This window comes from Desulfopila sp. IMCC35006, from assembly GCF_005116645.1.
Lineage (GTDB): Bacteria > Desulfobacterota > Desulfobulbia > Desulfobulbales > Desulfocapsaceae > Desulforhopalus_A.
In genome coordinates this window covers 40,564-64,530 of the sequence record NZ_SWCM01000009.1, presented here as the reverse complement: position 1 = coordinate 64,530, position 23,967 = coordinate 40,564, and the positions used below count along the sequence as shown (strand labels likewise).

19 protein-coding genes and 2 tRNA genes are annotated in these 23,967 nt (G+C 53.2%); 10 read left to right on the top strand and 11 right to left on the bottom strand.

Annotated features, from left to right (window positions below; genetic code table 11):
- Nucleotides 1-69: 69 nt before the first annotated feature.
- Complete coding sequence (locus FCL47_RS15465; RefSeq protein WP_136814430.1) at nucleotides 70-3,699, bottom strand: hydantoinase B/oxoprolinase family protein; 3,630 nt, start codon at nucleotides 3,697-3,699, stop codon at nucleotides 70-72.
- A gap of 269 nt (nucleotides 3,700-3,968) precedes the next feature.
- Between FCL47_RS15465 and FCL47_RS15460 the strand changes: the two genes are divergently transcribed.
- From FCL47_RS15460 to FCL47_RS15450, 3 genes are read left to right on the top strand one after another with little or no spacing between them, the layout of a single operon-like run.
- On the top strand, nucleotides 3,969-4,922 hold the full coding sequence (locus tag FCL47_RS15460) for a TRAP transporter substrate-binding protein (protein ID WP_370459566.1): 954 nt from the start codon (nucleotides 3,969-3,971) through the stop codon (nucleotides 4,920-4,922).
- Between the two features lie 9 nt (nucleotides 4,923-4,931).
- Entirely contained in the window at nucleotides 4,932-5,549 is a 618-nt protein-coding gene (locus FCL47_RS15455; RefSeq protein ID WP_136814428.1) for a TRAP transporter small permease, read from the top strand.
- Nucleotides 5,550-5,551: 2 nt separating this feature from the next.
- Nucleotides 5,552-6,853 (top strand): TRAP transporter large permease, encoded by a 1,302-nt coding sequence (locus tag FCL47_RS15450; RefSeq protein WP_136814427.1) that lies wholly within the window; start codon nucleotides 5,552-5,554, stop codon nucleotides 6,851-6,853.
- Nucleotides 6,854-6,859: 6 nt separating this feature from the next.
- On the opposite strand, the gene FCL47_RS15445 is transcribed toward FCL47_RS15450, so the two are convergent.
- From FCL47_RS15445 to FCL47_RS15420, 6 genes are all read right to left on the bottom strand, one after another.
- Nucleotides 6,860-7,396 carry a winged helix DNA-binding protein gene (locus FCL47_RS15445; protein WP_136814426.1) on the bottom strand — a complete coding sequence of 179 codons (537 nt, stop codon included), beginning with the start codon at nucleotides 7,394-7,396 and terminating at the stop codon, nucleotides 6,860-6,862.
- A 217-nt stretch (nucleotides 7,397-7,613) separates the two neighbouring features.
- Nucleotides 7,614-9,221 (bottom strand): citramalate synthase, encoded by a 1,608-nt coding sequence (gene cimA, locus FCL47_RS15440; RefSeq protein ID WP_136814425.1) that lies wholly within the window; start codon nucleotides 9,219-9,221, stop codon nucleotides 7,614-7,616.
- 343 nt (nucleotides 9,222-9,564) lie between these two features.
- On the bottom strand, nucleotides 9,565-9,765 hold the full coding sequence (locus FCL47_RS15435) for a hypothetical protein (RefSeq protein ID WP_136814424.1): 201 nt from the start codon (nucleotides 9,763-9,765) through the stop codon (nucleotides 9,565-9,567).
- A 48-nt stretch (nucleotides 9,766-9,813) separates the two neighbouring features.
- On the bottom strand, nucleotides 9,814-11,154 hold the full coding sequence (locus tag FCL47_RS15430) for a TRAP transporter large permease subunit (RefSeq protein WP_136814423.1): 1,341 nt from the start codon (nucleotides 11,152-11,154) through the stop codon (nucleotides 9,814-9,816).
- A 30-nt stretch (nucleotides 11,155-11,184) separates the two neighbouring features.
- The gene (locus tag FCL47_RS15425; RefSeq protein WP_136814422.1) at nucleotides 11,185-11,682 is read right to left on the bottom strand and encodes a TRAP transporter small permease subunit; all 498 of its coding nucleotides are present in this window, start codon (nucleotides 11,680-11,682) and stop codon (nucleotides 11,185-11,187) included.
- 90 nt (nucleotides 11,683-11,772) lie between these two features.
- Nucleotides 11,773-12,927, bottom strand: coding sequence for a TRAP transporter substrate-binding protein (locus FCL47_RS15420; RefSeq protein ID WP_136814421.1), 1,155 nt, complete (start codon nucleotides 12,925-12,927; stop codon nucleotides 11,773-11,775).
- Nucleotides 12,928-13,331: 404 nt separating this feature from the next.
- Here FCL47_RS15420 and FCL47_RS15415 point away from each other — a divergent pair, with 404 nt between their 5' ends.
- Nucleotides 13,332-14,033 (top strand): FadR/GntR family transcriptional regulator, encoded by a 702-nt coding sequence (locus FCL47_RS15415; protein WP_136814420.1) that lies wholly within the window; start codon nucleotides 13,332-13,334, stop codon nucleotides 14,031-14,033.
- Nucleotides 14,034-14,171: 138 nt separating this feature from the next.
- On the opposite strand, the gene FCL47_RS15410 is transcribed toward FCL47_RS15415, so the two are convergent.
- The 4 genes from FCL47_RS15410 to FCL47_RS15395 form a co-directional block, all read right to left on the bottom strand.
- Nucleotides 14,172-14,876 carry a hypothetical protein gene (locus FCL47_RS15410; protein WP_136814419.1) on the bottom strand — a complete coding sequence of 235 codons (705 nt, stop codon included), beginning with the start codon at nucleotides 14,874-14,876 and terminating at the stop codon, nucleotides 14,172-14,174.
- A 181-nt stretch (nucleotides 14,877-15,057) separates the two neighbouring features.
- A complete protein-coding gene (locus FCL47_RS15405; protein WP_136814418.1) occupies nucleotides 15,058-16,131 on the bottom strand; it encodes a TRAP transporter substrate-binding protein in 1,074 nt (357 codons plus the stop codon).
- Nucleotides 16,132-16,575: 444 nt separating this feature from the next.
- Entirely contained in the window at nucleotides 16,576-17,466 is an 891-nt protein-coding gene (rocF, locus tag FCL47_RS15400) for an arginase (protein WP_136814417.1), read from the bottom strand.
- A gap of 21 nt (nucleotides 17,467-17,487) precedes the next feature.
- Nucleotides 17,488-18,585, bottom strand: coding sequence for a hypothetical protein (locus FCL47_RS15395; RefSeq protein ID WP_136814416.1), 1,098 nt, complete (start codon nucleotides 18,583-18,585; stop codon nucleotides 17,488-17,490).
- 222 nt (nucleotides 18,586-18,807) lie between these two features.
- Here FCL47_RS15395 and FCL47_RS15390 point away from each other — a divergent pair, with 222 nt between their 5' ends.
- The 6 genes from FCL47_RS15390 (at nucleotide 18,808) to FCL47_RS15365 (ending at nucleotide 23,902) form a co-directional block, all read left to right on the top strand.
- On the top strand, nucleotides 18,808-20,991 hold the full coding sequence (locus FCL47_RS15390; RefSeq protein ID WP_136814415.1) for an alpha/beta fold hydrolase: 2,184 nt from the start codon (nucleotides 18,808-18,810) through the stop codon (nucleotides 20,989-20,991).
- Between the two features lie 39 nt (nucleotides 20,992-21,030).
- Entirely contained in the window at nucleotides 21,031-21,969 is a 939-nt protein-coding gene (locus tag FCL47_RS15385) for a carboxylesterase (protein WP_136814414.1), read from the top strand.
- A gap of 163 nt (nucleotides 21,970-22,132) precedes the next feature.
- Entirely contained in the window at nucleotides 22,133-22,891 is a 759-nt protein-coding gene (locus FCL47_RS15380) for an SDR family oxidoreductase (protein WP_136814413.1), read from the top strand.
- Nucleotides 22,892-23,046: 155 nt separating this feature from the next.
- Nucleotides 23,047-23,122 (top strand) — tRNA-Asn (locus FCL47_RS15375).
- A 46-nt stretch (nucleotides 23,123-23,168) separates the two neighbouring features.
- Nucleotides 23,169-23,246: transfer RNA gene (locus FCL47_RS15370), tRNA-Pro, on the top strand.
- A 71-nt stretch (nucleotides 23,247-23,317) separates the two neighbouring features.
- Nucleotides 23,318-23,902 carry a DUF2179 domain-containing protein gene (locus FCL47_RS15365; RefSeq protein ID WP_136814412.1) on the top strand — a complete coding sequence of 195 codons (585 nt, stop codon included), beginning with the start codon at nucleotides 23,318-23,320 and terminating at the stop codon, nucleotides 23,900-23,902.
- Nucleotides 23,903-23,967 lie beyond the last annotated feature (65 nt).

Here is a 23,967-nt window from a genome sequence, read left to right as displayed (position 1 = left end):
AATCCAGCGCAAGGCGACGGAGAACTCTGATTTTCGCATCAGTAGTATTGATGCCGATCATCAGAGTATTCAACGTGCCGGGTTTGTTGGTTTGCCGTAGCCTCCGCCGCCTGGGGTTTTGATGATAAACGTATCGCCCGGCTCTAAATGAACCTCATCGTTGCCGGCTAAAAGCGTCGTCGAGCCGTTGCGATGGAGTACGCTGTTCACTCCTTTTTTCCCCGGACCGCCTCCGGCGAGGCCGTAGGGTTCGGTTTCCCGGTGCGAGGAGAGAACGGTGGCGGTCATTGGTTCCAGAAAGCGAATCTTGCGGATAACGCCCTCCCCGCCGGGAAAGTTTCCCGTCCCGCCGGAGCCGTGCCGAATGGAAAAAGAATCCACCCGCACCGGAAAACGCCATTCCACCACCTCCGGGTCGGTCATCCTGGTATTGGTCATATGGCTGTGCACCGCGCTTGTGCCGGGATGATCCGGCCCGGCCCCGGTGCCGCCGCAGATGGTTTCGTAATTTTGATGGGTGGCATTACCGTAGACAAAATTATTCATTGTCCCCTGGGAAGAGGCGAGCAGACCGAGGGCGCTGAACAGGGCATCGGTGATAGCCTGGGAAACTTCGGTATTGCCGGCGATGACCGCCGCCGGATATTCCGGATTGATCATGGTTTGCGGCGGGATGATCAGCCTGAGCGGTTTCATGCATCCTTCATTGAGCGGAATAGCATCGGCCACAAGGCATCGGAAAACATACAGCACCGCAGCATTGCATACTGCCCTCGGGGCATTGTAGTTGCCATTGTCCTGCGGTGAAGTACCGGTGAAATCGATGGTCGCCTCGCGCTTTTGCTTATCTACCGATATCTTTACCCGGATCTGCCGGCCACCGTCCATGGGATAGGTGAAAGCGCAGTCCTGCAGCAGATCAAGGACCCGGCGCACCGATTCCTCGGCATTGTCCTGTACGTGCTGCATATAGGCATGAACCACGGCGATGGTGTAATGGGCGACCATTTTACCGAGTTCTCTGACCCCGGTTTCATTGGCGGCAATCTGGGCGGCAAGATCGGCCATGTTCTGGTCGATATTACGGCACGGATAGCGACCGGAGCCAAGCAGTTTGCGGGTTTCCTGCTCCCTGAGCACCCCTTCTTTGACGAGCAGGAAGTTGTCGATAAGTACGCCTTCTTCCTCGATATGATGGCTGTCGGGAGGCGAAGACCCCGGCGTCCTGCCGCCAATGTCGGCGTGATGACCTCTTGACGCGACATAAAAAAGGACTTCCCGGCCATCTTCGGCGAAAACAGGAGTGATCACAGTTACATCGGGGAGGTGCGTGCCGCCGTTATAGGGCGCATTCAACATATAGACGTCGCCCGGCCGCATGGTGGAGCGGTTTTCCCTGATGATGGTCTTGATGGATTCCCCCATAGAGCCGAGATGGACGGGGACATGCGGCGCGTTAGCGACCAGCTGACCGCGCGGATCAAACAGGGCGCAGGAGAAATCGAGCCGCTCTTTGATATTGACCGAATAGGCGGTGTTGGCGAGAGTCGCCCCCATCTGCTCGGCAATCGACATGAAGAGGTTGTTGAAAATCTCCAGCATGACCGGGTCGGCCGTGGTTCCCATGGCATGTTGTATTGTTCTTTGTTGGGAGCGGACAAGCAGAAGATGGCCCAGTTTGTTCAATTCGGCCGACCAGCCGTCTTCGACGACAACGGTGCCGGTCTGCTCGGCAATGATGGCCGGGCCGACGATGTGCTGTCCGGTCAGCAACTGCTCGCGAAGATACAAAGGAGTGCTGCCGTATTGACCATGGCTGAACATCTGTACCACAGCATGGGGGACCGGCGGCTCGGCATCGGCCGCAGCCAGGGTGGGTTCGGCTATTATCGATTCCGAGCCGCCCACCGCTTCGACGGAAAGTGCTTCGACCACCAGCCCTCTCTCCCGGGCGATAAAGCCAAACCGCTGCTTATGGGCCTGTTCGAAGGCCACGGTCATCTCCCTGAGACCGCCGACATCGACCAGCAGGGGCGTGTCGGTGCCTTCATAACGCAGGTGTACCTTGCGCAGCACCCGGATGGATTCTTTGGCGATTTCCTGGGCGGCAACCTCATCTTCCACCTCGGCAATAAGCGGGAGACTGGCCATCTCGATACGTTGCAGCGCCTCGGGGTTGAGCGGGAATTCCAGATGTACTTCGCGCAGGGCGCGGATATCGGCCAGCCCCATGCCATAGGCGGAGAGGACTCCGGCAAAGGGATGGAGAAAAACCCGGCGCATCCCCAGGGCATCGGCGACCATGCAGGCATGCTGACCGCCGGCACCGCCAAAGCAGTTCAGGGTATATTCGGACACATCGTAACCGCGCTGGACGGATATTTTTTTAATGGCGTTGGCCATGTTTTCAACAGCAATACGCAAAAAGCCTTCAGCTACCTGCTCCGGCGTCGGTTGTGGACCGGAGGTGTCTCTGGCGATGGTTGCCGCGAGTTCGGCAAAACCGTGGCGCACCGACAGCGTGTCGAGCGGCTGGCTGCCGCTTTCGCCGAAGACATGGGGGAAATAGTCCGGCTGGATTTTGCCGAGCATGACGTTGCAGTCGGTTACCGCCAGTGGCCCGCCCCGGCGATAGCAGGCCGGGCCGGGGTTGGCACCGGCTGATTCCGGGCCTACCCGGTATCTGGCTCCGTCAAAATGCAGAATCGATCCCCCGCCGGCGGCGACGGTATGAATATGCATCATCGGGGCCCGCATACGCACTCCGGCCACCATGGTCTCGAAGCTTCTCTCGTATTCGCCGTTGTAATGGGTGACATCGGTGGACGTCCCTCCCATATCAAAGCCAATGAGCTTGGTAAAGCCGCCCATGGCTGCCGTCTTGACCATGCCGACAACCCCGCCGGCCGGACCGGAGAGGATGGCATCCTTGCCCTGGAACAGCTGGGCATCGGTCAGGCCGCCGTTTGACTGCATAAACATCAATTTCGGGCCCAGCTGTCCGGAACTGCCCAGCTGCCCGGCGATCTGATCGACATAGCGCCGGAGAATAGGGGAGAGGTAGGCATCGACGACCGTGGTATCGCCCCGGGAGACCAGTTTCATCAGGGGGCTGACCTGGTGGCTGACGGAAACCTGGCTGAAGCCGATCGCTTTGGCGATTCCGGCAACCGCGTTTTCATGTTCCGGGTAACGATAGCCATGCATGAAAACGATGGCGACGGCGCGAATACCGTCATCGTATGCCTGCTGGAGGCCCTTTCTTGCAGCCTCTTTGTCGAGAGGTACGATGATTTCGCCGTCTGCTGCAACCCGCTCGGCTACTTCAACCACCTGTTGGTACAGCATTTCCGGCAGAACGATATGGCGGGCAAAAAGATCGGGACGGGTCTGGTAGCCAATGCGCAAGGCGTCACCGAAACCACTGGTCGTCACCAAGAGAGTGGGGTCGCCTTTACGTTCGAGCAGCGCGTTGGTGGCGACGGTGGTGCCCATTTTAACCGCCCCGATTATCTTTTCAGGGATCGGGGCGGAGGGATCAATACCAAGGAGCTGACGTATTCCGTGGACGGCGGCGTCCCGGTATTTTTCAGGATTTTCCGAGAGCAGCTTATGGGTGACGAGGCTCCCGTCCGGTTTTTTCGCGACGATATCGGTAAAGGTGCCGCCACGGTCAATCCAAATCTGCCATTGTGCCATTGTACGATCCTCTGGTGTTTTGATTCAACACGTTTTACAACATCAAAAGTTTGCTCTATTGACCAAAAATGTTACGCTTAATGATTATTTGTCGACAGAATGTCATTATTTTGGAATAGTTGCAGGAACTGTATGGAAAGTCAATATCATTGTCGTATGCTCGGGTAATTTGGTGATCCAAAGAGTTGTGTTGGGGGCTAGTCGAACAACCAGAAAAATACCATCAGGAGGGGAAAAGTATGAATGTCCGGAAAATTGCTTTGACTGTAATGGCATCAATGATCTGTGGTCTCACAATAACCGCGGGGGCAATGGCTGCCGCCTGGGATATGCCGACGCCTTATCCCGACAAGACCTTTCATACCCAGAATATCGCCGTCTTTGCTGAAGATGTGGCCAAGGCGACCGACGGAAAGCTGACAATCAAGATACATTCCGCCGGATCTCTTTATAAACATCCGGAAATAAAAAATGCGGTTCGTGGCGGGCAGGTGCCTCTCGGCGAATTCTTCCTGTCGCTTTTGTCCAATGAAAATCAGGTCTATGGCGCAGATTCCCAGCCTTTTCTGGCCACCAACTACGATGAAGCAAAAAGGCTCTGGGATGCCCAGCAGCCAATTGTCACCAAGCTCCTCGATAAAGAGGGGTTGATGCCTCTGTTCTCTGTGCCCTGGCCACCGCAGGGACTGTATACCAAAAAAGAGATCAACACCGTGGATGATCTGAAAGGGATTAAATTCCGGGCTTATAATGCGACCCTTGAGCTGTTTGCCAACAAAATTGGTGCCGCTCCCACCCAGATTGAAGTGCCGGATATTCCCCAGGCCTTTGCCACCGGCCGGGTTGAGGCCATGATCACCTCGCCCTCGACCGGGGCAAACTCAAAGGCCTGGGATTTTGTCACCCATTACACCGATATTCAGGCCTGGCTGCCGAAAAACATTGTTGTCGTCAACAAAAAAGCCTTCAGAAAACTGGACAAGGATACGCAAGCCGCGGTGCTGACTGCAGCAAAAGCGGCCGAGGCCAGGGGATGGGAGATGAGCAAAAAAGAGACCGCTGAAAAGACGGCCATACTAAAAGACAATGGCATCATTGTCGTCACTCCCAGCCCCGAACTTATGGCCGGACTGAAAAAAATTGGTGCCTCTATGCTGGAAGACTGGAAGAAGCAGGCCGGGCCGGAAGGCGCTGAACTGCTGAAAGTGTATCAGGCACAGTAACGGGGGCCTATGCGCAGGTGGCTGAATATCCTATATCTTTCGAGCGGCTGGCTTGCTGCGGGGTGTATCGCGCTGATTTGTCTGCTGGTGATCTGCCAGGTTCTGCTCAACCTGGCAGATCGGCTCAGTACTCTTCTGACCGGCAGCGCCATCGGGCTTACCATTCCGTCCTATGCTGATTTTACCGGATTTCTTCTGGCTGCCGCCTCATTTCTGGCCCTGGCGCATACCCTGCGTGAAGGGGCCCATATCAGGGTTGTCTTGCTCGTCAGTCGATTTCCCGAGAAAATTCGCCGACTGATCGAATTCTGGTGCATTGGAACCGGCCTGGCAGTAACCCTTTATTTCACCTGGTACACAGCCATGCTGACCTATGAATCGTATAGCTATAATGATCTTTCTCCCGGGATGATCGCCGTGCCCATCTGGATACCCCAGACAGCCATGCTTTTCGGTCTGCTTGTCCTGGCCCTCGCCCTGTCTGATGAACTGGTGGGGATGTTTCGCGGTCAGACTCCGAGCTATGCCGACAAAGGAGAACAGCTGCTGGCTGGGGATCAAAAGGCAGAGACCTTAACTTCTGCTCACTCTTGTTCCCCTGCGGCGCATGGGAACGAGCCCGGGTGAATATGTCTGAAATAACTCTAACCCTTGTTTTGCTGCTTCTGCTGTTTTTTCTGCTGGGCAGCGGTGTCTGGGTGGCCTTTTCGCTCCTGGCGGTGGGCATGGCCGGAATGGCCATGTTTTCCGATGCGCCGCTGGGTGAAGTGATGGCCACCACAATCTGGGGGGCGAGCAACGGCTGGGCCCTTGCCGCCCTGCCGCTCTTTATCTGGATGGGGGAGATCCTCTTTCGTTCCCGGCTGTCCGAAGATATGTTTACCGGCTTGTCGCCATGGCTGACGCATCTACCCGGCCGACTGCTGCACGTGAACATCCTCGGCTGCGGTATTTTTGCCGCTGTTTCCGGTTCTTCGGCTGCAACTGCGGCGACGATCGGTAAAATGTCCATTCCCGAGCTGGCCAAACGGAAATATCCGGTCAAGATGATGATCGGGACCCTTGCCGGTTCGGCCACCCTCGGCCTTCTTATTCCGCCGTCGATTATCCTGATTGTCTATGGGGTGGCAACGGAACAGTCGATTGCCCGGCTGTTTATCGCCGGAGTGCTGCCCGGCTGTCTGCTGGTGACGCTCTTTGTCGGCTATGTGGTCATCTGGTCGCTGCTCCACCCAAAGGCGATCCCTTCGGGGGAGCCGTCCCTGCCGATGCGCGAGAAGCTGGTCCGTTCCCGTCGGCTTATCCCGGTCTGCTTGCTGATTGGCGGGGTCATCGGCTCCATTTACTCAGGCATCGCTTCGCCTACCGATGCCGCGGCAGTCGGCGTGCTGCTGGCCCTGGTTCTCTCATGGTACACCGATTCTCTTTCCCGGAAGAGCTTTCTCGATGGTTTGATGGGGGCAACGAAAACGTCCTGCATGATCGCCTTTATCCTCGCCGGCGCCGCGTTTCTCACGGTGGCCATGGGCTTTACCGGTATCCCGAAGATGCTGGCGGGCTGGATTGGCGGTCTCCACCTGTCGCCGTATGCACTTCTTGGGGCGCTCACCCTGTTTTTCATTATCATGGGCTGTTTTCTCGATGGCATTTCAGTGGTGGTGCTGACAACCTCGGTGGTTATGCCGATGGTCGAGCAGGCGGGGATCGATCCGCTCTGGTTTGGGATTTTTGTGGTTATTGTCGTGGAGATGGCCCAGATTACCCCGCCGGTGGGGTTTAACCTGTTTGTGATTCAGGGGCTGACCGGGATGGATATTTTGCAGGTGGCATATGCCGCGGCGCCATTTTTTATCTTGCTGCTGCTCGGCCTGGGATTGATTGTCGCTTTTCCGGAGATTGTGACGGTGCTGCCTGATATGATGAGCGGGTGAGTTATTTTATAACGATGATGCAGCCCGCGATGCCTGGTCGTACAGGCCGGACATCAGCCTGAGCAGGGCGGCCGCCTGGCTTATTTCCGATCCTTCCTTGTCGAGGCTGCGATAGGCCGACGTCAGACATTGCTCGCGTATTTCCCGGTACCGTTTACAGGCCTCTATTCCTTTATCTGTCGCCAGATAAAAAATCTCCTTGCCGCGCTTTTCCCGCTCGACAAGTTTCCCTTTGACCAGTTTTTTCAGAGAATAATTGACCGTGTGCTGATCCTCCACATGGAGGACAAAGCAGATATCGACGAGGCGTTTCGAGCGGTTGCGGTGGTTGACATTGTGCAGGACCAGGACATCGAGCGTGCTGAAATCGGCATACCCCGCCGCATGCATGCAGCGGATCATCCATCTGGAAAAAGCGTTATGGGCGATGATCATGCCGTATTCAAATTCACTGAGAGGCCAGGAGTCGGGCGAGATCAGATGCTCCGACGAGACAATGGGCGCGAACGGATTGACTTTGGACTGCTGCTTGTCATCTTTCATAACTTTATAAACGAGTAAAGATGTATCTCCAGGGCAAAATAAGCACCAGAGGTACCCATGCAGCGCATGGGTACCAGAAAAAAAGGAAAATGTATCATCAGCGATGGTTAAGTAAAAAGCCTGATATGCGAGGCGTAGTGTTTTTGGCTGGTTTCCGACTATACATATAGTATGTCGGGAGCCAGCCAAAAACCTACAACGAAGCAGATCAGGCTTTTTACGACACCATCAGTTTCTTGTTGTCTTCTTTCATCAGCTTATAGGTAATGCTGTCCACCAGCGCCTGCCAGCTTGCTTCAATGATATTGACGGAGACCCCCACCGTTCCCCAGCTGCAGTGCGGGTCCTTGCTGTCGACCAGGACCCGGACCCGTGCCTGGGTGCCGTGTTCGCCGGAGAGGACGCGGACCTTATAGTCGGTCAGCTCCATTTCCTTAAGGCATGGGTAGAACTGCAGCAGCGCCTTGCGAATGGCGCAGTCCAGCGCATTGACCGGCCCGTCGCCCATGGCTGCGGTGTGGACCTCGCTGCCGCCGATAAACAGGCGAATGGTCGCCTCGGTGAGCGGCGGTTTATCCATCCGGTATTTATGGTTCATGACCCGAAAACTCTCGAGCTTGAAGTAGTTCCGCTGCAGCCCCATCGCCCGGCGCATAAGCAACTCAAAGCTCGCCTCGGCCCCCTCGTACTGAAAACCCTGATTTTCCAGCTCTTTCAGCTCACTGATAATGGTTGCCAGCACGGGATCGTCATTTTCAAGTTTGAGGCCCCATTTTTTGGCCTTATGGAGAATATTCGAGCGCCCGGACTGGTCGGAGATAAGGATGCGTCGGATGTTGCCGACCTTGTCCGGGGCGATATGTTCGTAGGTCAGCGGATTTTGCTTCACCGCACTGACATGGATGCCGCCCTTGTGGGCAAATGCCGATTGCCCGACGTAGGGCTGATACCGGTTGTGGGGCAGATTTGCCAGTTCATTGATGAGGCGTGACGTAGAATAGAGTTGGTCGATATGTTTGCGTACCTCGCACTCGACTCCCAGTTTAAATACCAGGGCGGGGATGATGGAGGTTAAATTGGCATTGCCGCATCGTTCGCCAAAGCCGTTCATTGTTCCCTGTATCTGCCTGATTTTCGCGTCGGACACGGCGATAAGAGAGCTGGCGACCGCTGTCTCCGAGTCGTTGTGGGCATGGATGCCGAGATGGACGGTCCGGTTATTTTCGGCCAGGTACTGTCTGACCGTCTTGATTATCGGCGGGATCTCATGGGGCAGCGTGCCGCCATTGGTATCGCAGAGGATAATTGTCTCCGCCCCCCCGTCCACAGCACTCAGCAGAGTGGCCAGGGCGTATTCCTCATTGTTTTTAAAGCCATCAAAAAAGTGCTCGGCATCGTAGAAGAGGTGGTGCACAAAGGGGCGCAGGAATGCAAGGGTATCCTGGATGATCAGCAGGTTGTCTTCCAGTTCGATGTGCAGTGCGTCCCGGACATGAATATCCCAGCTCTTGCCGAAAATCGTTATCACCGGGGTCCTGGCGTTGAGCAGGGCCAGGAGGTTCGGGTCTTTTTCCGGTCGGTTGCGGAAATGACGGGTCGAGCCAAAGGCCGCCAGTTTGGCGTGTTGCAGCTCGACCGTCTGCATCCTTTCAAAATATTCAACAGAAACCGGATTGGATCCCGGCCAGCCACCCTCGATAAAATCGATCCCAAGCTCATCAAGGGCGAGAGTAATGCGGATCTTGTCTTCCACAGAAAGGTTGAAATTTTCTGCCTGGGTTCCATCGCGGAGGGTGGTATCGTAAAGCTCGAGGAAATGGGCCATATCTCTATTATAGTAAACTTTAAGCGTCGAAAAAGTGTGAACTGACCGCCGGTATTGCCATAGCAGCCGGTGCTACGCAGGACCTTGCATGGTAATGGATTTTTAAATAAAATGCAAAAACTTAAAAAAGGACGTCAAGCAGGGGAGAAACGCAGGTGGTGAGGGGGGCGTGAGATACCATTGCCATGCGGCGTATGGGAAACAGGTCTAAATTGCAAGATGGCTGGAGAAAAAGCTTGATATACAAGGCGCAGTGTTTTTGGCTGGTTTCCGACAATACAGGGAGTATGTCGGGAGCCAGCCAAAAATCTGCAACGAAGGAGATCGAGCTTTTTACCAGCCATCAATTGTGGAATGGGCCGGGAGCGCAGAGCGCTCCCTTAGCATTAGCCTTTTGCGCGCAATTGCCGCAGATGAAGGTTGGATTTTTCTGCAGAGCTTCAACTTCTACAGTTTTACCGGCCTTCTTCAATTCGCAGATGTGCAGCGTATGGTTTTCCGGATCGGTACAGAGATTGTCAATGTTTATGAGTCTGTCAGTCATTTCCGTGCTCCTCCTGTTTGAAGTCGTCTCCCAGGCCGTCATTGGTATCTATCTGCCGAAGAAAACATCAGGCAGATACGTAATAATCTGTGGGAAAGCAATCAACAGGGCGAGACCGATTACCTGGATGGTAACAAAAGGGATAATTCCGCGGTAGACATCGCCCATGGTGTATTCCGGTGGTGCAACACCCTTGAAGTAGAACAGGGAATAGCCAAAAGGCGGGGTCAAAAACGACGTCTGCAGGTTGATGCAGACCATCATGGCAAACCAGAGTGGGTTGAAGTTCAGATCCATGGCAATGGGAGTGAAGATCGGCACGACAACCAGCAGGATTGCCGCCCAGTCGATAAACATGCCCATAAAGAACACCACGGCCATCATAATTATAAAGACAACATAGGGGCTGACATCCATGCCCAGCAGGACATCGGCGACAACATCACCACCACCCATACTGAGGAACACAACGGAGAAGAATTTACCGCCGACAAACAGGGCCATGATCATGGCGGTTGTCCGTGCGGTTGAGATACTGGCCTGGGTAATGACCTCCCAATTCAGTTTCCGCGTGACCAGGGCCAGAATTAACGCGCCGACGCAGCCCAGTGCCGCTGCCTCGGTCGGTGTAGCGATCCCGGCCAGAATGGTGCCCATGACGGTAAGAATCAAGCCAAACGGTGGCACAAAGTTCTTCAGGGTCATGGTAACCTTCTGCATGACAGTGGCCGTACGGTCTGCCGCCGGGATCGGCGGACCAACCTTGGGATTGAGATAACAGCGAATACCGACATAGAGCAGATACAAGCCGGACAACAGCAGGCCCGGCAGAATGGCGGCGGCAAAAAGATTTCCGACGGAGGTTTCTTTTTGACCGGTCAGGCCACCGTAGACAACGAGCATAATAGACGGCGGGATCAGGATGCCAAGCGTCCCGGAGGAACAGATAATACCGGCGGAGAGCGATCGGTCATAGCCGCGCTTCAACAGGGCTGGCCCGGCCATCAATCCCATGGCGACAACGGATGCGCCGACGATTCCGGTCGTTGCCGCAAATACCGTGGAGACAACGATAACCGCCATCCCCAAACCACCCCGCAGCCCGCCAAGGACGATATACAGGGCTTCGAAAAGGCCTTCAGATACCTTGGATCGATCGAGGATCTGGGCCATGAAGATAAAAAGAGGGATGGCAACAAGGGTGTAATTGAGAAAAATGCCCCAGGCATTATTGGCAAAAAGGCCGAGCAATCCGGGGACGTCAAAGCCGTTTGTCAGCAGGCCGAATATTGTCGCAACGGCGGTCAGAGTTATCGCCAGTGGGTGACCAAAAGCGATGGAGCCCATAAGGGCCGCAAACATGAGTATGGTAATGACTTCTACGCTCATTAGAATCTTTTCTCCAGGATCAGACAGATTTTAGTGGATGGCTCTCAGGGAACGAATATCTTGGATCAGTTTGGCAATCCCCTGCAGGAAGAGGAGAAGAAAGCCGATGGCCATGATAGTTTTGTATGGATAAAGAGCCGGGGCCCAGGAACTGGAAGCATGTTCCCACTGCCGCCAGGAGAAAAAGGCAAGTTGGCCGGTATAAAAAGTCAGCATACCGATCGACGGAATAAACAGAACCAGGTTGGTGATGATGCGCAGAACTGTGCGCGATTTTTCCGGCAAACGGGATTCGAATACATCGATGGCAACATGCGTATTGTGTTTATGAGCATATGCCAGGGCAAGACTGTAATGGACACCGTAAATGAAAACTGTCATCTCGAAAGCCCAGGACGTCGGTGCATTGAATCCATAGCGCATCATGACCTCCCAGCCTACTACGGCAATCAGGGGCAATATCAGATACGACCCATAAAAACCGATCTTCTCGTTGAGAGAGTCGATCGCACTATCTAGCTTAAACATAAAAACCTCTTATCACTTTAATGGTGGCTTGTGTAGTTCAGACACGAAAGATGCGGGGATCCGAAGATCCCCGCATTACCATTATATCGTTTATTGCAGATGCTTTCCTTTAACATACATATCGTAAGGCCATGGAGCTACACCGCTTCGTTCCTGGCGCCAGTCAGCAAAGTCTGCCTTGAACTGGTCCTGAGAATCCATGACTTTTTTCACATCCGGGTATTTTGCTTTCAAGCCCTCAATGTATTCATGCGAGGCTTTGGCAAAGGAGTTCAGAGTTTCTTCGTCCATGCGAATAAATTCGACTTTCTCTTTGAACAGCTTGACAGCTTGCGCATTGAGATTTTCCTGCCATGCAGTTGACCACAGCTGCGTTTCTTTTGCGGCGATATCAATGATCCACTTCAGGTCAGCAGGCAGTTTCGCATAGGCATCTTTATTGATAAAAAACGCGCTCTGGCAAGATGGCTGGTGCACGCCTGGCTCGATAACATACTTGGTGATTTCATCAAAGCCCATCGGGTAGTTGATGGCGGGAGTACTAAATTCAGCGGCATCAATAACACCACGCTCCAGGGCAAGATATACTTCACCGCCCGGCAGAGGAGTGACGCTTGCGCCAAGGTTGGTCATGATATCCATGTACCAGCCTGGAGTTCTCAGACGCATGCCTTGGAAATCTTTCATCTTTGTTGCTTTTTTATTGGAGAACAGGCCCAGCTCCTGGCCGACATTGCCGCCCGGCAGGGCAAACAGATTGTAGCGGCCGTACAGTTCCTGCATCATTTCCAGGCCACCCCGTTCATAGAGCCAGATGTTATAGCCTTCTGCATCAAGACCGAAAGGAACAGAGGCAAAGGCGACAAAGGCTTCATTCTTGCCTTTCCAGTAACCTGGCCAGTCATGGCCGATTTCAGCCTGGCCTTTAGAGACTGCATCAAAGCTTTCCATGGCGCCGACCAGCTCACCGGCGGAAAAGAGTTTGATTTCCAGACGACCACCCGAGGCAAGGGCTACAGAGTCGGCAAAATGTTGCGCAAGATCGTAAAACAACAGTCCTTTAGACCATGGCATAACCATTTTCCACTTGAATTCAGCGGTGGAGGGTTTGATGGTACGCAGTTCTTTTTTGACTTCATCATGGCGCTTGTCTGCACCAAATTTTTCTCGTGCTGAAAAAGCGTTTGGCGCTAGTGTCATGGTTGAAATCAACACGAGACCGATTAAGAAACTGAATTTTTTCATTCTTTTCTCCCTCTGTTTGGTTTGGATGGTTTGACAAGGGGATTCACACCCCACATTAATACGACCAAAAAACGCAAATTTTTCGTATATTACCGATGGATTCCCGGTGTTATGGACATCCCCCTCTGCACAAGAAAGTCTCTCTGGATAAATGGTAGTACCAATTTTTATCACATAAATGGAACTAGTCAAGAAAAAACTTGATACCTCTCCTTATCTTTGCTAGATAATAGAATCAGGTGTTCTCACTCAGAAACCTGTGCTGTGGGAGGAGCGGGCGCGTTTTTTTTTCATACAGCATTGGTAGGACCAATATTGGACAGACATGTACGGTTTAACTGCTGATTTTCTGGGTTATCATCGGCGTCTGATGTGCGAATACTTCCTTAACCAGAAAGAGAAGAATGAACCTCAAACCAATTAAACCAAAACGTATCTCAGACCAGGTCTTTGAACAGATCCGCGAGTTGATCTACAAAGGTTCCTTCAAACCGGGGCAGCAGATACTCCCGGAAAGAGAGCTGGCCCTGTCGATGGCGGTGAGCCGCACTTCGGTAAGAAACGCCATCAATAAACTGGTGACCATGGGTCTGCTGGAACACCGCCAGGGGCAGGGGACCTTTGTCAGCTCCCCGGACAATCGGCCCGGCAACCCGCTGGCTGCCGCCATGGCCGCCGATGAGGCCACCTTCGGGGATCTGCTGGAGGTGCGGATGGGGCTGGAGTGTAATGCCGCCATGCTGGCAGCGCAAAGGGCAACTGATACCGACCTGAAGGCAATTGAAAAGAGCCTTGAAGAGATGGAAGATGATCTGGCGACAACCGATAAAATCGGTACCGGAGCGGATGCCGCCTTTCATATGGCAATAACCTTTTCGACCAAAAACCCGGTTTTTATTCACCTGATGCACAATTTCTATGATTTTCTCTTTCTCGGCATCAAAAAAAATCTGACCCACATGTATATGGACCGGGAGGCTCTGGAAGATGTCATCGGGCATCACCGGGCAATCTACGACGCCATTCAACGCCGATCATCCCAGGATGCCTTTGAGGCAATGCGCAAGCATATTGCCTATGTGCAGGAATATTTCAGCACGCGGTGAAAAAACATTCCTGACGTTTCGGGCAAAAGCGGAAGCAAGGGCAGTTCTTTGTTCCAGATAAACCCGCAACAACGAAGCAGATAAGCGCAGACTTCGGATGAAGATTTCTATGCCCTTTGGGTAGTTTTTACGACACCATCATTCTTCGTCTTCCTTTATCGCATCAGCATGGGTTGAGCCGGTAAAAGATTCGACGTCCTCAAAATCACCAAACCAGAGTTCGGAGCTTATTATCTCGTAGGTGACTTCTTTGTCAGACGTTGAAATTTCTTTCACCTGCCATAAAATATTTTCCGCTTCAGGAAAGTCATCACCTTGAATCTTTTCGTTATACAAGCGATTTAAAATAGCATTTTCCGCTATGCCCGCGGCAAGTAATCTTGTAAGAGCAGGCTCTGTATCCGGCTTAAACACATCCAAATCATTTGCATGCTGAGCACTGACTCTGGCCTGAAACCTGACACCGGTAGGTGCCGCAAAGGTTCCATTAAAAGCCTTGCGCAGCAGTCCATAGGCATCAAAAAATCTCTTATGATAAGAGGGGTCTGGATACTCCTCCCATAGTTTGTTTTCAATCATGTCATGGGAGATTTGATCAATCTTGCCGTCAGGGAGTTCCCCCTCTGTAATATGTGTCAAAACAAACCTTGCTGCTTCGCTTGCCTCGAAATCATTCAACGACATCAGGCACATCTCTCTAAGATCACTCTCGCTCATAGATTCAAGTTCATCTTCAAACTCCATCAATGTTAAAAGAGCCTTGTAATCATCGGCGCTCCAGGCACCTTCTATCTGGCCAATTTTTTGAAACGAAAGGATTGAAACGGTGAATTTTTTTTCCATGATAAAACCTCGGTAAACAAAACGCTGCTTGCATAAGCAGTAGGTGGGGAGCCAGTCCAAAAAAGGTGCCTTCAGCAGGCTCCCGCGGAGCACAGCGAAGGGGATCTGCGCAGCTGGTTCCCAGGTGCTGTATGGGAACCAGCTGAAATTTGCATAAAATTAAGGTGAAACGCCGTCAGTCTTATTTGCCGACCATTTCCGAGGTCTGCAGATAGTAGAGCGTGGACATTTTCGTCCATTCCCGGGCCTTGGCCATATATGCTTTCTGTGATTCATATACTTCCTTGAACTCGGGGTTCTGGGCCGCATATCCGTCCATGACTTCGTCGGTGGCCTTTTTCATGGCCTTCAGAACGGGCTCTGGAAAGATCATGACCTTGATGTTGGGATATTCTTTTTTCATCTCCGCCCAGGCCGTGGCACTGGCGTCGAAATTATCACCGAACATATCGGCCGCTACCGCCTCGATGGCGGTGAGGAGAATGGTCTGATATGCCTTCGGTAATTTGGCGAAGGCCTTTTTGTTGATCAAAAACTGCATGTCGGAGGCGGGCTCATGCCATCCGGCATAATAGAACGGGGCAATTTTATGAAAGCCCATTTTGAAGTCCATTGCCGGTCCCACCCATTCCAGGGCATCGATGGTGCCGCGGTCAAGTGAGGTGTAGAGTTCCCCGGGGGCGATATTGGTTACATTGACGCCAAGCTTGGCGAAAACCTCTCCGGCGAGACCGGGGATGCGCATCTTCAACCCTTTCAGGTCATCGAGACTTTTGATTTCCTTGCGAAACCAGCCGCCCATCTGCACCCCGGTATTGCCGCCTGGATAGGAATAGACATCGAATTTATCATACAGTTTGTCCTGCAGTTTCTGGCCGTCGCCGTAGTGCAGCCAGGAAAACTGTTCCGGGGCGGTCATGCCAAAGGGCACGGTGGTAAAAAATACCGAGGTGATATCCTTGCCCTTCCAGTAATAGGAAGCAGTGTGGCCCATCTCGAACTGACCGCCTTTGACCATGTCGAGAATACCCAGGGGGGCTTTGTGTTTTTCCGCCCCTTCGACCCTGATCTCGAAGTTTCCTCCGGTCATTTCGCTGACCAGTTTCGCCAGTTTCGGGGCGGGTGAGGCAAGTGGTGTCAAGGTGCTTGACCAGCTCATCGCCAGTTTCCAGCGAATTTTTTTCTCCGCCAGGGCCGGTGAAGCAACCAGCATGCAGGCTGCAAGAATGAGTGCAATTTTCCCAACGCGTTTCATGTTATCCTCCAATGTTAACTGAAAAGGTTCCGGACCCTGATAATGCGGGCGGATGTTAATACAACGCTAACATATTTAACCCCGGTAAACGAGAAACAAGCCGGGGTAAGTATCTTGAGACAGCTTATTTTCTTATAAAAACAAGAAAATAAGCTGAATGATTCTAATACTCGAAACGAAATAAGGCAACAGCCGATAACAAGCCCTTTGGTTTCGTAATTTTTTAAATGATGGACTGACCAAGATAAAGTTACATAGGGATATGAGGTAACCTTTTCACGGGACGCCATAAACCCATCCCTGGGGGCTTGGCCGCAGCCATCCAGGCTGCGGAACACCCGTGCAAAGCTCACCTCATATCCCTCTTGACCTACTGTGCTGAAATGCAGTGGTAAAAAAACGAAAAGAGGGGGTGGCTAAGGAAAAAATTTTTACGACGCCATTTCAGATGATTTTTTTGCCAAAGAGCGAGGCCGCCAGATTCACCGCCATCTGCGCGGTCCGGTTCTGGATATCGAGGATGGGGTTGATTTCCATGATATCGAAGGAGTGGAGTTTTCTGGTGTCGGCCAGGATCTCCATAATGAGTTGTCCTTCCCGGTAGGTCAAACCACCCTGGGAGGGGGTGCCGACCCCCGGGGCATTGAGAGGATCCAGGGCGTCGAGATCAAGGCTGACGTGGATTTTATCAAGGTGACGGAATTTTTCCAGGGTCCGGGTCAGTACGCCGCGAATGCCTATCTCATCCACCTCCCGCATGGTGTATACGGTGCAGCCGGAATTTCTGATTAAAATTTTTTCCTCGGCGTCGAGATCTCTGATGCCTATCAGTACGACATTTTCCGGTTTTACCTTTGGTCCGGGCCGACCCAGGTCAACCAGTTCGGCTGGGCCGAGGCCGAGCAGCACGCCCAGGGCCATGCCGTGAACATTCTGGCTGCTGGAGGTCTCCGGGGTATTGAAATCGCCGTGGGCGTCGATCCAGATCACGCCAACCTCGGTGTCGTGGGTCACCCCTCCCACCGTGCCGATGGAGGCGGAATGATCGCCGCCGAGGAAGATGGGGATTTCTCCGGCGGCAATCGCCTGTCTGCCGAGTTCGTAGGCACTCAGACAGCCCTTGCAGATAAGCGGCAGCCGTTCCGACAGGCCGGTACTGGCCAGGGCGTAATGACCGGGAATGGTGATGTCGCCGCTGTCAAAGGTTGCGTAGCCGAGTTCTCTGATGCTGCCGGCAAGATTTGCGTAGCGGAGGGCGCTTGGTCCCATATCCACCCCCCGGTGATTCTGGCCGAGGTCCATGGGGACACCGATGATGCGGACTGACTGCTGCATATGTTCTACCATCTTAATATATTACAATTTTTCTTTCTTCAGATTGTTCCACAGGTTGACGATAAAATCCTGCACATTGGTAAGGATGGCCTGGGCCTGGGCCGAACCGCGGTTGGCCAGCTTGTCGGCACTGAACTCGGACATGTCCACCACGTAAAAATAGACCGGCCGGACAGAACCGTCCTCCAGCACTTTGTAGCCAGGCGTCATATTGCCGAAGGCTATGGAATGCAGCTGTGTGGCCATGGTGATCACCGTGGTGGCCTTGCGGGCATGTACACGCATTCTATCCTGTGATTCGTAGACATTGCCGATGGTTTCCGGCAGCGGACCGTCATCGCGGATAGACCCGGCCAGAACGTAAGGGATGTTGTTTTTTTCACAGGCATACATAATGCCGTCTTTAATATCGAGGGTCGCCATGGCCCCGGCAATGGACCCGGCCTTGCGCACCTCATTGAGAATGTCGAGGTGGTTGTAGTGCCCCATGGGCTGCAGCATCTGGGTGTAGATATTCTGCCCGAGCCCGGTGTTGTAGACCGCGGCTTCAATATCATGCGTTGCCAGGGCATTTCCGGCCATCAACCCATGACAGTAGCCATTCTCGATAAGTCCCTGCATCGCCGCCCGGGAGTCCTTGTCAAAGGCCACCGCCGGGCCCAGCACCCAGACTATATGGCCGTGATCCCGGTCATGTTTGAGTATTTCATAGAGAGAATCGTAGGAATGGGAAAAGGGCGTCTCCCGGGTGCCCCGTGAGCGAAAGGCGAACTTGTCGGCATTCGCCGCACTCCGCTCAAAGCCTTTCTCGTGCACGAGGATGCCATGCTCGCCGTTTTCGGTTCGTCCGGTGACCACCAGGTCGCCCTTTTTGAGGTTTCTGGCTTCAACCACGTGGATCTTGTCGCCTGCGACAACAAATACTGCGTCCATGCGGCTCTCCGGGGCGAGAACCCAACGGTCCTGACCGATTTTTATATACTCCGGATGGTTGGAGGTGGCATGGTAATTGGCCGGAGAAATCCCGTCGGCCGGCGCCGGTTCAAGGGTGGCTAAAGGGCTTTTTTTCAAGGTCGGCTGTTCGAAATCCGGCGGCGTGTAGGTGAAATCCAGGTTCATGGCTGGCCTCAGGTGTAATGGTTGGTTGATTGTATACAATTGTCAGGTACTATAGGCAGTATGGCACTGAAAAGCAACGTCAGTTCGTTGCCGGCGGTAAGCGATGCATGCTCCAAACTATTTCCGGTTTCGCGGTTGATTGCTTGACCCTGCCTGAAATTCCTTCTACACTGTAACATAATATAATTTCAGCTGGTTCTCTCCATAAATCCGGGACAGGTTATGAACCGATCCGCATATTTCGCCACTGGTCTGGTGATTAAACTGCTTTCTCGCCTGACCAAGGCCTCCATTGTTGTCCATGGGAAGGAAAATATCCCAACGGGGCCGACAATCTTTGTGATGAATCATTTCACCCGGCTTGAGACCATGCTGCTCCCCGCGTATATCTATAAACTCACCGGCAAGCCAGCCTGGTCCCTGGCGGCCTCGTCGCTTTTTCGGGGCGGCCTGGGGAAGTTCCTGGATATGATGGGCGCCGTGTCCATCGCCGACCCGAAGCGTGACGAACTCATCGTTAAAAGCCTGATCACCGGCGAAGCGAACTGGATCATCTTCCCGGAAGGGAATATGGTCAAGACCAAGAAAATTGTCGACGGCGGTAAATTCCTGATCGCCAGCCATAACGGGGTGCATGAGCCCCACACCGGCGCTGCGGCCCTTGCCCTGAGGGCAGAGCTGTTTCGCACCTACCTTCTCGATATGGCGGATACCGCTGCCGAAAAGTTACCGAAAATGCTGCATGCTCTGGGGGTGGAGGGTATTGATGAGATTTGCCGGGCAGGGATTGCCATTCAGCCGATAAACCTTACCTATTACCCCATCCGCGCCGCAGAAAATATTGCCCTCGACATCGCTTCCCGGCTGGTTAAAGATATTCCCGAGCAGATGGTGGAAGAGATAATGACCGAGGGGACCATGCTCCTGTCCGGGGTGGATCTCGACATCCGGTGCGGCCAGCCGATGCAGATGGCCGACTACCTCGATACCGAGTGGCTGCACGACGATATGGCGCGCGATGGTATTACCGGATTTTCCGTTTCGACAAGTTTAAAAGAGAAGATGCGTAAAACGGCCTACGATGTGATGCAGCAGTATATGCAGGATATCTATGCCATGACCACGGTCAATCACGAACATCTCTTTGCCTCTTTTCTACGGATGTATCCCTTTAACCGCATCGAAGAACTCGATTTCCGGCGGCGGGTTTTCTACGGAGCCTCGCTTCTCAGGAGAGCGGAAGAACAGAAGAATTCTTTTTTCCTGCACCAGGCTCTGCAGGAAAATCAGGCCCACCTGCTCACCGATGATCGTTACGGGAAATATGATAATTTTTTAGAGCTCGCCCTGGACAAAGGGGTTGTGACATTGCGCGGTGACTATCTTATCCGGCATCGGTCCAGGCTGTCGGCGCCGCTCAGTTTCCATAAGGGGCGTATCAATAACCCGATTGAGATCATGGCCAATGAGGTCGAACCATTAAAAAAATTTCTCGCAATCATAAGAGCATTGTCCTGGCAGCCGAAATTCCTGCTGAAAATCCTGCTGGTCAGGCATCTTCTCAACCAGGAAAAACTGCAGTATGCGAAGGATTGCCGGAATTGCGGGCAGGAGCTTGACCAGGAAAAAACAGACCATGGCCGGCCGTTTCTCCTGGCCGGGTTCCGGCGCAGGATCGGCGTGCTGCTGGTCCACAGTTATCTGGCGGCACCGGCAGAGGTTCGGGAGCTGGCGCGTTATCTCCGCCGGCAGGGATACTGGGTCTTTGCCCCCCGGCTGCCGGGGCACGGCACCTGTGCCGAGGATCTTGCCGGGAGAAAATATCCGCAATGGGTGGAGGCAGTTGATACCGGCTATGTGCTGCTCAGCACCCTCTGCGACCGGGTCGTTGTCGGCGGGGTGGCGGTGGGCGGCAATCTGGCCCTGGATCTGGCCGCACGGGTTGGCAAGGTGACCGGGGTCTTTGCCCTCAGTCCCCCTTTCTCCCTGCGTAATTATTCGGCCAATTTCATGCCGGGGAAAGACGTCTGGAACCGGATTCTGAGCAGGATGAAACCGGGGGATCATGACCAGCACTTTTTCGAATTTACCCATGGGAAGTCCCCGGTAAACTATTTGAAAAATCCGGTTACTGCAGTAAAAGAGGTCGGCGGATATCTTGAATCGATTGAAAAAAAATATGCGGCAATCAGCCAGCCAGCCCTCATTCTCCAGGCGAATAACAATCCGATTGTCGATCCCAGGGGGACGATGCAGCTATATGACGGTCTTGGTTCGGTGTATAAGGAATTCTGTCTGCTCAGCGATGATCGGCATATCCTGGTGCACGGAGCGGGGTCCGGGAAGGTATTTCGTAAAATAGGCGAGTTTATCAAAGATCTTACCAACAAAAAAACGGCTGTGTAGCAGGTTTGATAATACTATACAGGTATGGAAGAGGATGTCATGTCTGCTGCTGAAGACAAATGCTGCAAAGACTGGGGGCGTTTCCTGTGGTCGGAATATTATCAAGAATTCCCCTATTTTACTGAAGAAGCGGTCCGCCCGGGCTGCCACCCCTGCCGGCTGCTGCATGAAAAGCCGGCCGCAAAAGCCATCGTTCTGGTGCATGGGCTGACCGATTCGCCCTATTATATGCGGAGTATAGCCGAATATTTTTATGAAATGCTGGGCTATGATGTCTATCTGCCCCTGCTCCAGGGTCATGGCCTGCGCCATCCTGATAATATGGCGGGAGTTTCTTTGGAGGAATGGAAGAAGAATGTCCTTTTTGCCATACGCTTCGCCGCAGAAAGAGCCGCGCAGGTGTCGGTCGGGGGACTTTCCACCGGGGGGGCATTGAGTTTTTATTTTGGCTGTACTGAGCCGCAGGTGACCGGTGATATATATCTTTTCTCGGTGGCCTTTGGCCTGTATGGCGGTGGTTATAACATTTTCAGCGGGATTCTGGAATCTTTGCTCAGCAACTCCTGTTTCAGGCTTCTCGACAACGGCAAGCCGCTGGTGGGCAGCCATCCCTATCGCTACGACCGGGTACCCCTGAAGAGTGCCGGAGAGCTGGTGCGGCTGATCCGGGAAATTGACGCATTACACCAGACTGCAGCAGACAGGTCCGGGGCAAAGCGTATCTTTTCCGCCTGGTCGGAACACGACCGGGTGATCAATGTGAAAGAAATTGAAAGGGTGCGGAATGTAACGGGAACAAACCAATTCATCTCTTTTGTCATCCCTGACGCGGTCCGGGTCGATCATGCCTGCCTGGTCCTGAAAGAGCCGATCTACCCTGTGGACAGCCAACCGGGCGAGGCCCCCCTGGAAGCGGCTAATCCCTGCTTTGCCGAGATGATGGCCGCCCTGCAGAGGTTCGAATCGGCCGGTTGCTAGGGAGGCAATGCCGCTTTCTCCGCTTGCGGCAGAACCGGAACGATTGATTTTGCTTGTATCTGATGTAATATGTTGTCGTGATTGTGCAGGGAAACTCTTTCCCCTTCAACGGTTTTTCAGGGCTGGTTGATGGGATATATCTCCAGAAAAACGAGGCAATACGATGGCAAAAACAATTCTTATCACCGGAGCAACTTCAGGATTTGGCAAAGCAGCTGCAGAGCTTTTCAGCAGCAATGGCTGGAAGCTGATTCTCACCGGAAGGCGCAGGGACCGTCTGCAGGAATTGCAGGAGAAGCTTGGGGCGGCAAATGTCCATATCGCGGTTTTTGACGTGCGCGACAGGCAGCAGGTGGAGGCGGCAATCCAGGAAATCCCCCGGGAGTTTCAAGATATCGACATCCTCCTCAACAATGCCGGGCTGGCGCTTGGACTTGGTCCTGCCCAGGAGGCGGATCTCGATGAGTGGGAAACTATGGTCGACACCAACATCAAGGGGCTGCTCTATATGACCAGGCGGATTTTGCCGATGATGGTTGCACGGGGCACGGGGCATGTAATCAACCTCGGTTCTGTCGCCGGTTCATGGCCTTACCCCGGCGGCAACACCTACGGGGCGACCAAGGCCTTTGTCCAGCAGTTCTCCAGAAATCTGCGCACCGACCTGCAGGGAACCGGGATCCGGGTGACCAATATCGAACCGGGCCTTGCCGAAAGCGAGTTCTCCATTGTCCGTTTTGGCGGCGATGCGGAGAAGGCCGCCAAGGTGTATGAAGGAACCAGGCCGCTGACGCCAGTGGATATCGCCGAGATTATTTACTGGACGGCCAGTCGACCGGCCCATGTGAATATCAATTGTGTCGAAGTCATGCCGGTATGTCAAAGCTGGGGGAATTTCTCCATCAGCCGGGATTCTTTTTAAGAGTCGCTTCTCGGGGCATTAAAAAGATTGACGGGAGAATGGAAAAATCTGTTGACACCTTTCCCTCTGCAGTTTATATTGCCCGCCTACGTCAGTTCGGCGATGATCAGCAGCGGTAACACTGCTGGAAGCAAGGTCGCAGAAAACACGTCTGATCCTCGGTAGCTCAGTCGGTAGAGCAGGTGGCTGTTAACCACCTTGTCGGCGGTTCGAATCCGTCCCGGGGAGCCAAATTATTCAGGCTCGATTGTTGCAATCGAGCCTTTTTCAATAGAGTCGGGGCGTAGCGCAGCCTGGTTAGCGCGCCTGCCTTGGGAGCAGGAGGCCGTAGGTTCGAATCCTACCGCCCCGACCATCCATTGAGAAAAAAGCCAATCACTTCTATTTAGTGATTGGCTTTTTTTCGTTTAAACGAGGTACATCACCATGTCATTTATTAATGATAGCACCATTTTTCTTTATGTAATTCTGCCGCTGCTGGTTTTCCTGGCCCGTATTCTTGATGTGTCTATCGGAACCCTGCGGATTATCTTTGTGTCGAAAGGGCTCAAGCATTTTGCCGCGGTCCTCGGTTTTTTTGAGTCGCTTATCTGGCTGATCGCGGTGGCCCAGGTCATGCAAAATCTGCATTCATGGCAGACGTATGTCGCTTTCGCCTGCGGGTTCGGCGCGGGCAATTACGTTGGGGTGGTGCTCGAGGAAAAAATTGCGCTTGGCAACCTGTTGATCAGGATCATAACCATGAAGGAAGCCGATGAACTGGTTGATGTCCTCAGAAAGGCAGGGCATGCGGTGACCAGTGTCGATGCGAGGGGGGAATCGGGACCGGTGAAGTTGATCTTCAGTGTCATCAAGAGGAGAAATCTTGCGAAAATGATTGGCATGATCAAAAAATACAATCCCAATGCCTTTTACACCATCGAAGATATGCGGTATGTCAACCAGACCTACCCGCTGCCATTGACCAAATCTTCAATGTTTCCGTATCTGGCGCTGGGAAAACGTAAATAAATCACCTTCAAAAAAGCTCAAAATCGATGAATCAGGAAGTCAACCTTCTCATAGTTGTTCCCATT

What these genes read in the sequence shown, in the direction of transcription:
- FCL47_RS15465 (WP_136814430.1), bottom strand. Translation starts at nt 3,699, where the DNA reads ATGGCACAATGGCAGATTTGGATTGACCGTGGCGGCACCTTTACCGAT.
- FCL47_RS15460 (WP_370459566.1), top strand. Translation starts at nt 3,969, where the DNA reads ATGGCATCAATGATCTGTGGTCTCACAATAACCGCGGGGGCAATGGCT.
- FCL47_RS15455 (WP_136814428.1), top strand. Translation starts at nt 4,932, where the DNA reads ATGCGCAGGTGGCTGAATATCCTATATCTTTCGAGCGGCTGGCTTGCT.
- FCL47_RS15450 (WP_136814427.1), top strand. Translation starts at nt 5,552, where the DNA reads ATGTCTGAAATAACTCTAACCCTTGTTTTGCTGCTTCTGCTGTTTTTT.
- FCL47_RS15445 (WP_136814426.1), bottom strand. Translation starts at nt 7,396, where the DNA reads ATGAAAGATGACAAGCAGCAGTCCAAAGTCAATCCGTTCGCGCCCATT.
- cimA (WP_136814425.1), bottom strand. Translation starts at nt 9,221, where the DNA reads ATGGCCCATTTCCTCGAGCTTTACGATACCACCCTCCGCGATGGAACC.
- FCL47_RS15435 (WP_136814424.1), bottom strand. Translation starts at nt 9,765, where the DNA reads ATGACTGACAGACTCATAAACATTGACAATCTCTGTACCGATCCGGAA.
- FCL47_RS15430 (WP_136814423.1), bottom strand. Translation starts at nt 11,154, where the DNA reads ATGAGCGTAGAAGTCATTACCATACTCATGTTTGCGGCCCTTATGGGC.
- FCL47_RS15425 (WP_136814422.1), bottom strand. Translation starts at nt 11,682, where the DNA reads ATGTTTAAGCTAGATAGTGCGATCGACTCTCTCAACGAGAAGATCGGT.
- FCL47_RS15420 (WP_136814421.1), bottom strand. Translation starts at nt 12,927, where the DNA reads ATGAAAAAATTCAGTTTCTTAATCGGTCTCGTGTTGATTTCAACCATG.
- FCL47_RS15415 (WP_136814420.1), top strand. Translation starts at nt 13,332, where the DNA reads ATGAACCTCAAACCAATTAAACCAAAACGTATCTCAGACCAGGTCTTT.
- FCL47_RS15410 (WP_136814419.1), bottom strand. Translation starts at nt 14,876, where the DNA reads ATGGAAAAAAAATTCACCGTTTCAATCCTTTCGTTTCAAAAAATTGGC.
- FCL47_RS15405 (WP_136814418.1), bottom strand. Translation starts at nt 16,131, where the DNA reads ATGAAACGCGTTGGGAAAATTGCACTCATTCTTGCAGCCTGCATGCTG.
- rocF (WP_136814417.1), bottom strand. Translation starts at nt 17,466, where the DNA reads ATGCAGCAGTCAGTCCGCATCATCGGTGTCCCCATGGACCTCGGCCAG.
- FCL47_RS15395 (WP_136814416.1), bottom strand. Translation starts at nt 18,585, where the DNA reads ATGAACCTGGATTTCACCTACACGCCGCCGGATTTCGAACAGCCGACC.
- FCL47_RS15390 (WP_136814415.1), top strand. Translation starts at nt 18,808, where the DNA reads ATGAACCGATCCGCATATTTCGCCACTGGTCTGGTGATTAAACTGCTT.
- FCL47_RS15385 (WP_136814414.1), top strand. Translation starts at nt 21,031, where the DNA reads ATGTCTGCTGCTGAAGACAAATGCTGCAAAGACTGGGGGCGTTTCCTG.
- FCL47_RS15380 (WP_136814413.1), top strand. Translation starts at nt 22,133, where the DNA reads ATGGCAAAAACAATTCTTATCACCGGAGCAACTTCAGGATTTGGCAAA.
- FCL47_RS15365 (WP_136814412.1), top strand. Translation starts at nt 23,318, where the DNA reads ATGTCATTTATTAATGATAGCACCATTTTTCTTTATGTAATTCTGCCG.